Source organism: Streptomyces sp. ISL-10 (genome assembly GCF_018614575.1).
Taxonomy (GTDB): Bacteria; Actinomycetota; Actinomycetes; order Streptomycetales; family Streptomycetaceae; genus Streptomyces.
Map to the genome: position 1 here is coordinate 1 of NZ_JAGGOJ010000017.1, position 13,012 is coordinate 13,012.

General features: G+C 71.7%; 12 protein-coding genes. 8 read left to right on the forward strand and 4 right to left on the reverse strand.

The window, feature by feature from the left end:
* Positions 1-29: 29 nt before the first annotated feature.
* Positions 30-899, reverse strand: a complete 870-nt coding sequence (locus J7E88_RS20945) for a biotin--[acetyl-CoA-carboxylase] ligase (protein ID WP_215183326.1) — start codon at positions 897-899, stop codon at positions 30-32.
* Between the two features lie 135 nt (positions 900-1,034).
* Here J7E88_RS20945 and J7E88_RS20950 point away from each other — a divergent pair, with 135 nt between their 5' ends.
* From J7E88_RS20950 to J7E88_RS20960, 4 genes are all read left to right on the forward strand, one after another.
* Positions 1,035-2,618 (forward strand): acyl-CoA carboxylase subunit beta, encoded by a 1,584-nt coding sequence (locus J7E88_RS20950; RefSeq protein ID WP_215183328.1) that lies wholly within the window; start codon positions 1,035-1,037, stop codon positions 2,616-2,618.
* Between the two features lie 17 nt (positions 2,619-2,635).
* Positions 2,636-2,851, forward strand: coding sequence for an acyl-CoA carboxylase epsilon subunit (locus J7E88_RS20955; RefSeq protein WP_215183330.1), 216 nt, complete (start codon positions 2,636-2,638; stop codon positions 2,849-2,851).
* 293 nt (positions 2,852-3,144) lie between these two features.
* Complete coding sequence (gene mmpB / locus J7E88_RS36810; protein ID WP_285427573.1) at positions 3,145-3,273, forward strand: morphogenic membrane protein MmpB; 129 nt, start codon at positions 3,145-3,147, stop codon at positions 3,271-3,273.
* A gap of 309 nt (positions 3,274-3,582) precedes the next feature.
* Entirely contained in the window at positions 3,583-4,191 is a 609-nt protein-coding gene (locus J7E88_RS20960; protein ID WP_215183332.1) for a nucleoside triphosphate pyrophosphatase, read from the forward strand.
* Positions 4,192-4,291: 100 nt separating this feature from the next.
* On the opposite strand, the gene J7E88_RS20965 is transcribed toward J7E88_RS20960, so the two are convergent.
* The gene (locus tag J7E88_RS20965) at positions 4,292-4,729 is read right to left on the reverse strand and encodes a hypothetical protein (protein ID WP_215183334.1); all 438 of its coding nucleotides are present in this window, start codon (positions 4,727-4,729) and stop codon (positions 4,292-4,294) included.
* A gap of 355 nt (positions 4,730-5,084) precedes the next feature.
* Between J7E88_RS20965 and J7E88_RS20970 the strand changes: the two genes are divergently transcribed.
* Positions 5,085-6,836, forward strand: coding sequence for a biotin carboxylase N-terminal domain-containing protein (locus J7E88_RS20970; protein WP_215183336.1), 1,752 nt, complete (start codon positions 5,085-5,087; stop codon positions 6,834-6,836).
* Between the two features lie 143 nt (positions 6,837-6,979).
* On the forward strand, positions 6,980-7,612 hold the full coding sequence (locus tag J7E88_RS20975) for a TetR/AcrR family transcriptional regulator (protein ID WP_374196303.1): 633 nt from the start codon (positions 6,980-6,982) through the stop codon (positions 7,610-7,612).
* Between the two features lie 807 nt (positions 7,613-8,419).
* Here J7E88_RS20975 and J7E88_RS20980 read toward each other — a convergent pair.
* Together J7E88_RS20980 and J7E88_RS20985 are read right to left on the reverse strand one after the other, a co-directional pair.
* Entirely contained in the window at positions 8,420-9,316 is an 897-nt protein-coding gene (locus J7E88_RS20980) for a DeoR/GlpR family DNA-binding transcription regulator (protein WP_251022992.1), read from the reverse strand.
* Between the two features lie 201 nt (positions 9,317-9,517).
* Positions 9,518-10,957 carry an NAD(P)H-quinone dehydrogenase gene (locus J7E88_RS20985; protein ID WP_215183340.1) on the reverse strand — a complete coding sequence of 480 codons (1,440 nt, stop codon included), beginning with the start codon at positions 10,955-10,957 and terminating at the stop codon, positions 9,518-9,520.
* 238 nt (positions 10,958-11,195) lie between these two features.
* Here J7E88_RS20985 and J7E88_RS20990 point away from each other — a divergent pair, with 238 nt between their 5' ends.
* Together J7E88_RS20990 and J7E88_RS20995 are read left to right on the forward strand one after the other, a co-directional pair.
* Positions 11,196-11,633 (forward strand): gamma-glutamylcyclotransferase, encoded by a 438-nt coding sequence (locus tag J7E88_RS20990; protein WP_215183342.1) that lies wholly within the window; start codon positions 11,196-11,198, stop codon positions 11,631-11,633.
* Between the two features lie 154 nt (positions 11,634-11,787).
* Positions 11,788-12,618, forward strand: coding sequence for a purine-nucleoside phosphorylase (locus J7E88_RS20995; protein ID WP_215183344.1), 831 nt, complete (start codon positions 11,788-11,790; stop codon positions 12,616-12,618).
* The last annotated feature ends 394 nt before the right edge of the window (positions 12,619-13,012 follow it).

Genomic DNA, 13,012 nt, shown 5'->3' on the forward strand with positions numbered 1-13,012 from the left:
CGCCCGAGAACACCCCGTCGGGTGCCCGTTCAGTCGGCCGCCCGCAGATGCACGATGTCGCCCGCGCTCACCGCGACGCGTTCGCCGTCCTCGGCCACCAGGACCACCCGGCCGTCGCCGTCCACCGCCACGGCTTCCCCGGTGACCGAGCGGCCGCCCGGCAGCTCCGCGCGCACGGTGCGGCCCAGGGTCGCCGAGCCCGCCGCGTACGCCTCCTGGACCCCGGACGCGCCGGGATCGCCGCCGGCCGCCCGCCACCGGCCGTACCACTGCTCCAGCGAGCGCAGTACCGCCCGCAGCAGAGGGTCGCGGTCGGTGGACACGGCGTTCGCGAGCGCGAGGGACCCCGCCGTGGGGACGGGCAGCTCTTCGGCGCGCAGGGACACGTTGACGCCGATGCCGAGGACGACCGCGTCGTCCCCGGCGCGCTCGGCGAGGATGCCGCCGGCCTTGCGCTCCTCGCCGTCGACGGTGACCAGGAGGTCGTTGGGCCATTTGAGGGACATGTCGGTGCCCGCGGCCCGTGCGAGGCCGGTCGCGGCGGCGACCCCCGCGAGCAGCGGGAGCCAGCCCCAGCGCTCGACGGGGACCTCGTCGCCGGGGCGCAGGAGTACGGAGAAGAACAGACCCGACCGCGGCGGCGCGATCCAGCTGCGGTCCAGTCGGCCGCGGCCCGCAGTCTGCTCCTCGGCGACGAGCACCGCTCCCTCCGGCAGCGACGCGGCCCGCCCCGCGAGGTCGGAGTTGGTCGAGCCGGTGGCGGCGACCACGTCGAGCGAGGTCCACAGGGAGCCGGGGACCAGCAGGGCGCGGCGCAGCGCGGGGATGTTCAGCGGGGGGCGGCCGAGGTCGGACCAGGGGCTTGCGGGCGCACCGTCAGGCGCATTGTCTGGCGTCATGCAAGCCAGGTTAGGTGTGGTAAACACCGCACTGCCGAACGGTATCCACGCCGATACGCTACGAGTCAGTAGCAACGGAACCCACTCATCGACTTCCGTTACCGTCCCCGTGATCAGCCAGGGAGCCGCATCCCGATGTCCGAGCCGGAACAGAACGACATCCACACCACCGCGGGAAAGATCGCCGATCTTCAGCGCCGTATCGACGAGGCGACGCATGCCGGCTCCGCACGTGCCGTGGAAAAGCAGCATGCCAAGGGCAAGTTGACCGCCCGCGAGCGGATCGATCTGCTGCTGGACGAGGACTCGTTCGTGGAGCTGGACGAGTTCGCGCGCCACCGTTCGACCAACTTCGGCCTGGAGAAGACCCGCCCGTACGGCGACGGCGTCGTCACCGGTTACGGCACGGTCGACGGCCGGCCCGTCGCGGTCTTCTCGCAGGACTTCACCGTCTTCGGCGGTGCTCTCGGCGAGGTGTTCGGGCAGAAGATCATCAAGGTGATGGACTTCGCCCTGAAGACCGGCTGCCCGGTCATCGGCATCAACGACTCCGGCGGCGCACGCATCCAGGAGGGCGTCAGCGCGCTCGGCATGTACGGCGAGATCTTCCGCCGCAACACGCACGCGTCGGGCGTCATCCCGCAGATCTCGCTCGTCGTGGGCCCGTGTGCGGGCGGCGCCGTCTACTCCCCCGCCATAACCGACTTCACGGTGATGGTGGACCAGACGTCGCACATGTTCATCACCGGCCCCGACGTCATCAAGACGGTCACCGGCGAGGACGTCGGCTTCGAGGAGCTCGGCGGCGCGCGCACGCACAACACCACCTCCGGTGTCGCGCACCACATGTCGGGCGACGAGAAGGACGCGATCGAGTACATCAAGTCCCTGCTGTCGTACCTGCCGTCGAACAATCTCTCCGAGCCGCCGGCGTTCCCCGAGACCGCCGACACGGCCGTCACCGAAGAGGACCGGGAGCTGGACACGCTCATCCCGGACTCGGCGAACCAGCCGTACGACATCCGCACGGTGATCGAGCACGTGCTGGACGAGGGTGAGTTCCTGGAGACGCAGTCCCTGTTCGCACCGAACATCGTCACCGGCTTCGGCCGGGTGGAGGGCTTCCCGGTCGGCATCGTGGCCAACCAGCCGATGCAGTTCGCCGGCTGCCTGGACATCAACGCCTCGGAGAAGGCGGCCCGTTTCGTGCGCACCTGCGACGCGTTCAACGTGCCGGTGCTGACCTTCGTGGACGTGCCGGGCTTCCTGCCGGGCGTGGACCAGGAGTACGGCGGCATCATCCGGCGCGGCGCGAAGCTGATCTACGCGTACGCCGAGGCCACCGTCCCGCTGATCACGGTCATCACGCGCAAGGCGTTCGGCGGCGCGTACGACGTCATGGGCTCCAAGCACCTGGGTGCGGACCTCAACCTCGCCTGGCCGACCTCGCAGATCGCGGTCATGGGCGCGCAGGGCGCGGTGAACATCCTGCACCGGCGCACGATCGCGGCGGCGGAGGACCAGGAGGGGACGCGGGCGCGGCTCATCCAGGAGTACGAGGACACGCTGCTGAACCCGTACACGGCCGCCGAACGCGGCTACATCGACGCCGTGATCATGCCCTCGGAGACGCGGGCCCAGGTCGTCAAGGGGCTGCGTCAGCTGCGCACGAAGCGGGAGAGCCTGCCGCCGAAGAAGCACGGCAACATCCCCCTCTAGGCCGGACAGGAGTCGTCATGATCAAGGTCGTACGCGGGAACCCGACCCCGGAGGAGCTGGCCGCCGCACTGGCGGTGGTTCAGGCCCGGGCCGCGGCCAGTGCCGAGGCCGCGGCTGCCGGGGCCGCTCTGTCCCCGACGCCGGAGGGCTGGTCGGACCCCGCACGTATCGCACGGGCCAGCAGGCCGCAGCCGGGCCCGCGGTCGTGGGCGCGCAGCTACTGGCCCGTCTGAGGCCCCTGGACAGCAAGGGCCGGGCCCGCGTCGCGGGGGCCCGGCCCTTGCTGGACGGTCTCGCCGAAGGACTCCCCCAGAGCCGGTGGAGGTGCTGCGCGCGGTCTCGGCCCGCTGTACGACCGCTTCGCGGTGAGTCGCGGGCCGTGAGCCGCTGTCCGCGGTGGACGCGGACCACGCAGCGGGCGGTTCTGGAGTGCGCGCGGGCGGGGTGTTCGTGGTCCCGGCGGGGGAGACGGGTTTGAGTACGCGTACTCAGGCGCGGGGCGGCGCGCACCCGCAGGATCGAATGCATGCTCTGGTCCGACCCGAAGAACGAGCCGCCCAAGGAACTGCGCGACATGCAGGCGATGCTCCGCCGCGCGGGGATTCTGCTGGCGCTGGCCATGGTGGTGGGGATGTTCGTGGTGGGCCTGCGGTGAGGGCGCGGCGGGGGCCGCTGCCGGAACCGGGACTCCGGCGAGGACGCTGCGCGGCGCCGCGGCCGCAGGCGCACCCGGCCCCGCTGGGCGCAATCCCACCCACGGCCGCCAGGCCATAGGGGAAGTGTTGAGGCGCGGGGTCCGGGGGCATAGCCCCGCAAGTACGCCGCACCGGCACAGCACCGCCGGGCATCGGCCCACCCGCCACACCGACGTGCGAAGCGCGGGGGCAGAGCTCCTGAAGAGGAGGACCGGCCGGGGACGGAGGTCCCGCGAAACAGCGTGCGGGCGGCCGCCTAACATGGCCGCATGACCTCCCCCGCCCGTCCGCGTCTCGTGCTCGCGTCCGCCTCTCCCGCGCGGCTCAACCTGCTCAAGCAGGCCGGGCTCGATCCGCATGTCATCGTCAGCGGTGTCGACGAGGACGCCCTCAGCGCGCCCACCCCGGCCGAACTCGCGCTGGCGCTCGCCGAGGCCAAGGCCGCCGCGGTCGCCGCGCGGCCCGAGGCCGCCGGTGCGCTGCTCATCGGGTGCGACTCCGTGCTGGAGCTCGACGGCCAGGCGCTCGGCAAGCCCGCCGACGCCGAGGAGGCCACCGCCCGGTGGAAGGCGATGCGCGGCCGTGCGGGTGTGCTGCGGACCGGACACTGCGTCATCGACACGTCCACCGGCCGGCAGGTGTCCGCGACCGCGTCCACGACCGTACGGTTCGCCGAGCCGACGGACGCCGAGATCGCCGCCTACGTCGCGAGCGGCGAACCGCTGCACGTGGCGGGCGCGTTCACGCTCGACGGGCTCTCCGCCCCCTTCGTCGAGTCCATCGAGGGCGACCACAGCAACGTCATCGGCCTCTCCCTGCCACTGCTGCGCAAGCTGTTCGCCGAGCTGGGCATTTCGATCACCGACCTCTGGGTCTGACGATCCTCCGGGTCCGGCGATCTCCGGGTCCGGCGATCTCCGGATCCGACCGCCGGGCCGGCGGTCCCGCAGTCGGTCACGCGGTCGGTCACGCGGTCGGTCACGCCGGCGCGGCCTCCTTCGGGGCCGCCTCCTGCTCCGGAGCGTCGTCGCCGCCGTACGCGATCAGGGACAGCACCAGCAGGCCGAGCACCAGCATCATCCAGGCGAACGCCGGCCAGCCGACCAGGCCCACCGTCAGCGCGCCCAGCACCCCGTGCACGACCGCACAGCCGATCAGCAGGATGCGGGTGAAGCGGCCGGGCGCCCGGTCGCGTATGCCCATCAGGAGCAACAGCGCGCCGCACAGCGCGAGGAACAGCCCCGAGCCGATCCCCATGCCCCAGGTGCCGGCAGCCATCGCGTCCGGGTCGAGACCGTCCAGCGACATGCTCTGCGCCTCGACGAAGCGGGCCATGATCCCGTTGATCACGACGATGCCGACGGCCTCCACCAGCAGGACGATCGCAGCCACGACGGCCACCGGTCTGCGCACCATGGCGCCCCCAACCCTCAGTTACCGGACGTACGTACGACAGCGCGAACGCTACTGACCAGTAAACGCAGGGACAAGAGGCGTGACACTCTCCGTCACGCGGCAAAGTTTCATTGGGCCATTCGTAGGGACTCCACAAAGAAACCCATTCGGCCGCTGCGTCCTCGAACAGAGACCTTGGCCACACCAGGGGGCTACTGTGCGGGGGAGGAACCCGTCGTACCGTGGTGCGACAAGGGATTTCGCGTGTCCGCGAGCCTCGAATCACGCTCCGTGTGGGCAAGCTCACCATTGGGGACGGGTCGAAAGGCCGTGTCGGCAGTCCCTAAACTCAGCTTGTTTCAAGGAGGGAGCCATCGTGCGCAAGGTGCTCATCGCCAACCGTGGCGAAATCGCTGTCCGCGTTGCCCGAGCCTGCCGGGACGCCGGGATCGCGAGCGTAGCCGTCTACGCCGATCCGGACCGGGACGCTCTGCATGTCCGGGCGGCCGACGAAGCGTTCGCCCTGGGCGGTGACACTCCGGCCGCCAGTTACCTGGACATGGCCAAGGTGCTGCAGGCCGCGGCTGATTCGGGAGCGGACGCCGTCCACCCCGGCTACGGCTTCCTGTCCGAGAACGCGGAGTTCGCCCAGGCCGTGATCGACGCGGGGCTGACCTGGATCGGTCCGCCGCCGCAGGCGATCCGCGATCTGGGTGACAAGGTCGCCGCCCGTCATATCGCCCAGCGCGCCGGCGCCCCGCTGGTCGCAGGCACGCCCGACCCGGTCTCCGGGGCGGACGAGGTCGTCGCGTTCGCGCAGGAACACGGTCTGCCGATCGCCATCAAGGCCGCGTTCGGTGGTGGCGGCCGTGGTCTGAAGGTCGCCCGCACGCTGGAAGAGGTCCCGGAGCTCTACGACTCCGCCGTCCGCGAGGCCGTCGCCGCCTTCGGCCGCGGCGAGTGCTTCGTCGAGCGCTACCTGGACAAGCCGCGTCACGTGGAGACCCAGTGCCTGGCCGACTCGCACGGCAACGTCGTGGTGGTCTCCACGCGTGACTGCTCGCTGCAGCGCCGCCACCAGAAGCTGGTGGAGGAGGCCCCGGCGCCGTTCCTGACGGCCCAGCAGAACGCCGAGCTGTACCGCGCGTCGAAGGCCATCCTCAAGGAGGCGGGCTACGTCGGCGCGGGCACGGTCGAGTTCCTCGTCGGTGTCGACGGCACGATCTCCTTCCTCGAGGTCAACACCCGTCTCCAGGTCGAGCATCCGGTCACCGAAGAGGTCACCGGCATCGACCTGGTGCGCGAGATGTTCCGTATCGCCGACGGCGAGAAGCTGGGCTACGACGACCCGGCCGTGCGCGGTCACTCGTTCGAGTTCCGGATCAACGGCGAGGACCCGGGCCGCGGCTTCCTGCCCGCGCCCGGCACCGTCACCACCTTCCGCCCGCCGACCGGCCCGGGTGTCCGCCTGGACGCGGGCGTCGAGTCCGGCTCCGTCATCGGCCCGGCGTGGGATTCCCTGCTCGCCAAGCTGATCGTCACCGGCGCCACCCGTGAGCAGGCGCTGCAGCGCGCGGCGCGTGCGCTGGCGGAGTTCGAGATCGAGGGCATGGCGACCGCCGTTCCGTTCCACCGCGCGGTCGTGGCCGACCCGGCGTTCACCGCCGACCCGTTCAGGGTCCACACGCGCTGGATCGAGACCGAGTTCGTCAACGAGATCAAGCCGTTCGCCGTCCCGGCGGAGGCCGAGGAGGACGAGGCCGGCCGCGAGACGATCGTCGTCGAGGTCGGCGGCAAGCGCCTGGAGGTCTCGCTGCCCTCCTCGCTGGGCATGACGCTGGCCCGCACGGGTCTGGCGGCGGGCGCGAAGCCGAAGCGCCGGGCGGCGAAGAAGTCCGCGTCGGCCGCCTCGGGCGACACGCTCACCTCGCCGATGCAGGGCACGATCGTCAAGGTCGCCGTCGAGGAGGGCCAGGAGGTCACGGAGGGCGACCTGATCGTCGTCCTCGAGGCGATGAAGATGGAGCAGCCGCTGAACGCGCACCGCTCCGGCACCGTCAAGGGCCTCGCGGCGGAGGTCGGCGCGTCGCTGACCTCCGGCGCCGTCATCTGCGAGATCAAGGACTGACGCAGGACGTCAGCATGTGGGGCCCGTCCCCGGTCCGCCGACGCGGACCGGGGACGGGCCCCACATACATGTCCACGTCACGGCGGGCCGCCGATCCGGCAATGGCATCCTTGAACCGGGGCGGACTCCGGAAGGACGAGGCGATGGCAACCAGTACGGTCGGCACGACCGCGGATACGACAGCGGGCGCGCCCGCACCGCGGCCCATGCGGGCCGATGCCCGCCGCAACTACGAACGTCTGCTCACCGAGGCGCGCGCCGTCTTCGCAGAACACGGCACCGACGCGTCGCTGGAGGAGATCGCCCGCCGATCGGGGGTGGGCATCGGCACCCTGTACCGGCACTTCCCCAACCGCCACGCGATGATGAGCGCGGTCTTCCAGGAGGCGCTGGCGGACCTGTTGGCACGCTCCCGCGAACTGGTCGGCGCCGAGCAGCCCTGCGGGGCGCTCGTGGAGTGGCTGCGCGCCCTCATCACACATGCGGGTGAGTACCGGGGCCTGGCCCGCGCGCTCATGTCGGCGGCAGCGGACAGGGAATCGGCGCTGGCGGCGTGCAGCGTCCCCCTGCGCGAGGCGGGGATGCGGCTGCTGGCACGGGCGCAGAAGAGCGGCGCGGTGCGGGCGGACGTGTCGATCGGCGACCTGATGCAACTGACGAACGCGATCGCGCTGGCGGCGGAGGAAAGCCCGGAGGACGGGGAGCTGGCGGACCGCCTGCTGACGCTGACGCTACGGGGACTGAAGGCGGACCCGGCGACTGCCCAGAGCGGGTGAGCCGCGCGGCGGCCATACCCGAGCCGACCACAACGGGCCGCAGAATCCGAGGCGGACCTGAACCGGGACCGACGACCACCCCGAGCGGGTGAGCCGCGCGGTGACCATGCCTAGCCGACCACAACGGACCGCCGGACCCGAGGCCGACCCGAACCAGGACCGACGACTGCCCCGAGCCCGTGAGCCGCGCGGTGACCATGCCTAGCCGACCACAACGGGCCGCGGGACCCGAGGCCGACCCGAACCAGGCCCCGACGACCACCCCGAGCCCGTGAGCCGCGCGGGCGACCCCAGGTCGGTCCGCAGCGCTGCTGTCGGCGTGTTGCCGTGATCAGGACGACGCCGGAGGCGGTCCCCGCCTGCTGGCTCTGTCTCCGGTGGTCCGGAGCGCCTGGGCGGCACGCCCGGCGGTGGCGCGCCGCATCGGTGAGCGGGCCGACGCGCACACCACGGAGGGTGGGACGCCACCGAAGCGCGAGCAAGGCCGGGCAAGGAGTCCTGACCGACAGCCGGCGTCGTGGGCGCGGCGAGGAGGCGTTGCGGACCATGGCCGCGTCGTCGTGGGCGGCGGCCCTTGGCTTCGTGACGACGGCCCGGCGTCGTGTGCGGCGACCAGGCATCGTGACCGATGGTCAGGCGTGATGGCCAATGGCCCGGCATCGTGGCCGCCGCGTCGGGCGCCCGTGATCAGGCGACGTAACCCATGGCCTGTGGCCGTGATCGGGCGTCAGCCACTGTTCGTGGCGCAGTAACGACCGGCTCATGATCCGAAAGCCGCGATCCGGTCGTCGGGCCGCGCCAGCGGCCTCAGCGGCGGCGGAGGTCCGCAACCCGGGGTGAACGGTCCTGGAGCTGCTCCGGGGCCAGCGCGCCGCCCGCACTGCGCAGCGGGGCGCGGGTGCGGCGCTGGCCGGGGAGAGGGGGAACCTCGTGGCGGGCGGGAGCCGACGCCGCGGCCGTCGCCCCCGCCACGGTGATCTGTACGCCCTGGTCCGCCAGTGCCTGCAGCTCCGTCGCCGCCCGGTCGTCATGAGGCGGAGGCTCGTCCGTCACCAGTCGGGTGATCACGTCCGTCGGCACGGTCTGGAACATCGTGTCGGTGCCGAGCTTGGTGTGGTCGGCCAGCACGACGACCTCCGCGGCGGCCTGCACCAGCGCCCGGTCCACGCTCGCCGAGAGCATGTTGGACGTGGACAGCCCTCGCTCGGCGGTGAGCCCGCTCCCCGAGAGAAAGGCGCGCGAGACGCGCAGTCCCTGGAGCGACTGCTCGGCCCCGCTGCCCACCAGGGCGTAGTTGGAGCCGCGCAACGTCCCGCCGGTCATGACGACTTCGACCCGGTTGGCATGGGCGAGCGCCTGCGCCACCAGCAGCGAGTTGGTGACCACGGTCAGCCCGGGGACGCGGGCGAGCCGGCGTGCCAGCTCCTGCGTCGTGGTCCCGGCGCCCACCACGATGGCCTCGCCCTCTTCGACGAGTCCGGCGGCGAGGTCGGCGATGGCCGTCTTCTCGGCGGTCGCGGACAAAGATTTCTGCGGGAAGCCGGACTCGCGGGTGAAGCCGCCCGGCAGTACCGCACCGCCGTGCCGGCGGTCGAGGAGTCCTTCTGCCTCCAGTGCCCGCACGTCCCGCCGTACGGTCACTTCGGAGGTCTGGACGACGCGGGCGAGCTCCCGGAGCGACACGGCTCCGTTGGCGCGCACCATTTCGAGGATCAACTGACGACGTTCTGCAGCGAACACGAAACTGACAGTAACCCCACCGCCCGTCAGTTTTCAGCTCTATGCGCCGGATAGCGGAAATTGCGCATTTGAGAGGCCACCAAGTGGTATAGGCGGCCTCTCAGTTGATCGCTCGCTGCGCGGAGTGCCGGGGTTCGCCGGGTTTCGTCCCTCCGCCGGGCACCGTCAGCTCTCGGCGGTCGCCTTGCGGGTGTGCAACTGGCGTGCCACCTCCGCGATCGAGCCCGACAGAGACGGGTACACGGTGAAAGCGTTTGCGATCTGTTCCACCGTCAGGTTGTTGTCGACGGCGATCGAGATGGGGTGGATCAGTTCCGAGGCGCGCGGTGAGACGACGACACCGCCGACCACGATGCCCGTGCCCGGCCGACAGAAGATCTTGACGAAGCCGTCCCTGATGCCCTGCATCTTGGCGCGCGGGTTGCGCAGCAGGGGCAGTTTGACGACGCGGGCGTCGATCCTGCCTCCGTCCACGTCCGCCTGCGAGTAACCGACGGTCGCGATCTCGGGGTCGGTGAAGACGTTCGAGGAGACGGTCTTCAGGTTCAGCGGGGCGACCGCGTCGCCCAGGAAGTGGTACATCGCGATACGGCCCTGCATCGCGGCCACCGAGGCGAGCGCGAAGATGCCGGTGACGTCACCGGCCGCGTAGACGCCGGGAGCGGAGGTGCGCGAGACCTTGTCGGTCCAGATGTGGCCGGAGTCCTTGAGCCGTACGCCGGCCTCCTCCAGGCCCATGCCCGCGGTGTTCGGGATCGCGCCGACCGCCATCAGGCAGTGCGTGCCGGAGATGACCCGGCCGTCGGAGAGCGTGACCTCGACCCGGTCGCCGACCCGCTTGGCGGACTCGGCGCGGGAGCGGGCCATGACGTTCATGCCCCGGCGGCGGAAGACCTCCTCCAGGACCGCCGCGGCGTCCGGGTCCTCGCCCGGCAGGACGCGATCACGGGAGGAGACGAGCGTGACGCGCGAGCCGAGTGCCTGGTAGGCGCCGGCGAACTCCGCGCCGGTGACACCGGAACCGACCACGATGAGCTCCTCGGGGAGCTCGTTCAGGTCGTACACCTGCGTCCAGTTCAGGATGCGCTCGCCGTCGGGCAGGGCGTCGGGGATCTCGCGCGGGTGACCGCCGGTCGCGATCAGGACGGCGTCCGCGACGAGCGTCTCCTCGCTGCCGTCGGCGGCGCGCACGACCACCTTGCGGGAGCCGTCCATCGCCTGCTGCCCGTCGAGGCGGCCGCGGCCGCGCATGACGCGCGCGCCGGCGCGGGTGACGGAGGCGGTGATGTCGTGCGACTGGGCGAGCGCGAGACGCTTGACACGCCGGTTGACCTTGCCGAGGTCGACGCCGACGACACGGGCCGCCTGCTCGATGTGCGGGGTGTCGTCGGCCACGATGATGCCCAGCTCCTCGTAGGAGGAGTCGAAGGTCGTCATGACCTCGGCGGTGGCGATCAGGGTCTTCGAGGGCACGCAGTCGGTCAGCACCGACGCCCCGCCCAGACCGTCGCAGTCGACGACGGTCACCTCCGCACCCAGCTGGGCGGCGACGAGCGCCGCCTCATAGCCGCCGGGTCCGCCACCGATGATCACGATCCGGGTCACGAAAAAGTCCGCCTCGCATTGTCGGTCCCGGCCCGCCTGCCCGCTCTGCCGGGGGTCCGGGGCTCTCCCCGGGGAATGCAGTACGTACTTCATTGTCCCGCACCGCGTCCCGGTTCTCGCCCCGGGGGCGGTATACGGCCGCGACCACGACACTTGCCCTCCTCGGGGCGTCCGCCGGTCGTCGCGCACGCCCTGACATGTCGGCCGCTCCGGCGCGCGCTCCCGTACCCTCGACCCCATGTCGCTCTACGCCGCGTACGCCGGCAACCTCGACGCGCGGCTGATGACCCGCCGCGCACCGCACTCGCCGCTGCGCGGCACCGGCTGGCTCAACGGCTGGCGGCTGACCTTCGGCGGCGAGCAGATGGGCTGGGAGGGAGCGCTCGCCACGATCGTGGAGGCACCGCGGTCCCAGGTCTTCGTCGCGCTGTACGACATCGCGCCGATGGACGAGGACTCGATGGACCGCTGGGAGGGTGTCGGCCTCGACATCTACCGGCGCATGCGGGTGCGGGTGCACACGCTGGACGGCGAGGAGGCGGCCTGGGTGTATGTGCTGAACGCGTACGAGGGCGGGCTGCCGTCCGCCCGCTACCTGGGCGAGATCGCGGACGCGGCGGAGTCGGCGGGGGCACCCCACGACTATGTGATGGAGCTCCGCAAGCGCCCCTGCTGAGGTCCGGACCCGGCCTCGGAGAGCACCTTCCGGCACACCTCGGTGTCCGCGCGGTGACGATGCGCTCATTCGTCGGAAACGACAAGGCAACGATCCGAAGACCGTGTGCTGCGTCATCTACGCGCGTAGGGATTGTCGGGTTACCCTCATCGGCGTGAACGCTTCTGTGAATCCGGACCTCGTCGGCGTCCTCGCCGACCCCCATGCCGCGGCCGACGCCGCCGCCGCGCGGCTGCGCGAGCTGACCGGCACCGAGACCCATGACGTGGCGCTCGTGATGGGCTCCGGCTGGGCCCCCGCGGTCGACGCGCTCGGCGCGCCCGAGGCCGAGTTCCCCGTCACCGAGCTGCCCGGCTTCCCGCCGCCGGCGGTCGAGGGCCACGGCGGCAAGATCCGCTCGTACCGCATCGGCGACAAGCGCGCGCTGGTCTTCCTGGGCCGTACGCACTTCTACGAGGGCCGTGGCGTCGCCGCCGTCTCGCACGGCGTGCGCACCGCCGTCGCCGCCGGCTGCAAGACCGTCGTGCTGACGAACGGCTGCGGCGGTCTGCGCGAAGGCATGCGCCCGGGTCAGCCGGTGCTGATCAGCGACCACATCAACCTCACCGCCACGTCGCCCATCATCGGCGCCAACTTCGTGGACCTGACGGACCTGTACTCGCCGCGGCTGCGGGCGCTGTGCAAGGAGGTGGACGAGTCGCTGGAGGAGGGCGTGTACGTCCAGTTCCCCGGCCCGCACTACGAGACCCCGGCCGAGATCAACATGGTCCGCGTGATGGGCGGCGACCTCGTCGGCATGTCCACGGTCCTCGAGGCGATCGCCGCACGCGAGGCGGGCGCCGAGGTGCTGGGCATCTCCCTGGTGACGAACCTGGCGGCGGGCCTGACGGGCGAGCCGCTGAACCACGAGGAGGTCCTGCAGGCCGGTCGGGACTCGGCGGCGCGGATGGGCGAGCTGCTGACGCGGGTGCTGGACCGCATCTGAGCCGGTGCGCACGGGGGCGGGGCTGTTTCTACTCGGGGCGCCGCCCCGGCCCCTTGGCGCTGTGCCCGGGGGTACGAGCCCCGGACCCCGTACCGCGCTTGGCGCGGGGGCCTCAGTCTTCCCTCGGGCTTCGCCGGGGCCCGGAGGGGCCGGTCTCCGGCTCACCAAGCCCCGCCCAGCCGGGCTAGCGCCAACGGGCCCGTCGCCGACTCATCAAGCCCCGACCGGGCCCCCCGGGGCTGTCCCGGCCCCGCTGGGGGCACCCCCCTCGGCCGCCAGGCCCTAGGGGGAGATTGAGGCGCAGGGTTCGGGGCCGGGCCCCGACGAGCGCGCCGCGCCGGAGCCCAGCCGCGAATGGGCTGAGAAATCCAGCCCCGGTGGGGGCGCCTCCCAC